The sequence below is a fragment of the Janthinobacterium sp. PSPC1-1 genome (genome assembly GCF_049897625.1).
Classification (GTDB): domain Bacteria; phylum Pseudomonadota; class Gammaproteobacteria; order Burkholderiales; family Burkholderiaceae_D; genus Janthinobacterium; species Janthinobacterium tructae.
This window is the reverse complement of sequence record NZ_JAFCWP010000029.1, coordinates 1-1,129: the sequence shown is the minus strand read 5'-3', so window position 1 is coordinate 1,129 and position 1,129 is coordinate 1. Positions and strand designations below refer to the sequence as shown.

General features: G+C 52.4%; 1 pseudogene. It reads right to left on the bottom strand.

From position 1 onward, the window contains the following. Positions 1-35 precede the first annotated feature (35 nt). A pseudogene (locus tag ACP7EG_RS27660) lies at positions 36-1,129 on the bottom strand (IS3 family transposase); the annotation flags it as partial.

The window sequence follows — 1,129 nt, the reverse complement described above, 5'->3', positions numbered from 1 at the left end:
TGAACTGACCCCAGATAGTTGGACGGTTTAGTTTGCTAGGTTGCCCAGGGCTGAGTTCTGTATTGCACGGGACTCAGCCCTTTTAGCTTGAGCTTGATGCGGTCGTGATTATAGTAGTGGATGTACTTTTTGATGCCGCGTTGTAGTTCATCGACGCTGCCGAACTTGTTCAGATAGAAGAACTCTGTCTTGAGCACAGCGAAGAAGCTTTCCATGGCCGCGTTGTCAAGACAGTTCCCTTTACGCGACATGCTCTGCACCACTTTTTTTTCTCGTAATGCACGCTGATAAGCCGGCATTCGGTATTGCCAGCCTTGATCCGAATGCACGATGGGCCTCTCATTGTGCTTGAGCTTTTTCAAAGCCTTCCTGAGCATGCTGCCAACCAATGCGAACTCTGGATGCCTTGAGGTCTCAAATGCAATGATTTCGCCGTTGTACAAATCCATGACCGGCGAGAGGTACAGCTTCTCGCCGCGCACCTTGAACTCCGTCACATCCGTTACCCATTTTTGATTGGCGCCATTGGCCTCGAAGCATCGCTTCAGGATATGCGGCGCTGCTTGTCCGACCTCTCCTTTGTACGACCGATACTTTTTGGGCCGTACCAGCGACTTGAGGCCGAGCTTGCGCATCAGGCTTTGATCGGTCTTGTGGTTGACCTTCTCGCCCAACTGCCTGATGGCCAAAGTGATGCGCCGGTAGCCATACCGCCCCTTGTGGCGAGCATAGATGGCAGCGATCTGCTTCTTCAGTCCTGCATATTTGTCGCATGCCTGGGCCGCTTTCTGCTGATAGTAGAAGGTACTGCGTGGCATGCCAGCGAGCTCAAGCAATGCGCTCAACGGGAAATACTGCCTTAGCTCAGTGACTACTTGCGTTTTTTGCGCATTGTCGTACTCTGCCGCTTCTGCGCTTGAGCTAAGGCTTCTAACTTTTTTAGGTAAGCAACCTCCATGCGCAATTGGTTTACCTCAGCGACCAATTCGTCGTGGGTGCGTTCTGCGGGATCCGGAAGGGATTCGGACGGCTCTGTAGGTGGTAGTAAGGGCATTTGCTTGGGCTTTCCACGTTTGCGTGGAATCAGGGCTTCTAGACCACCGCTATGATAGCAGCGCTCCCAATGACT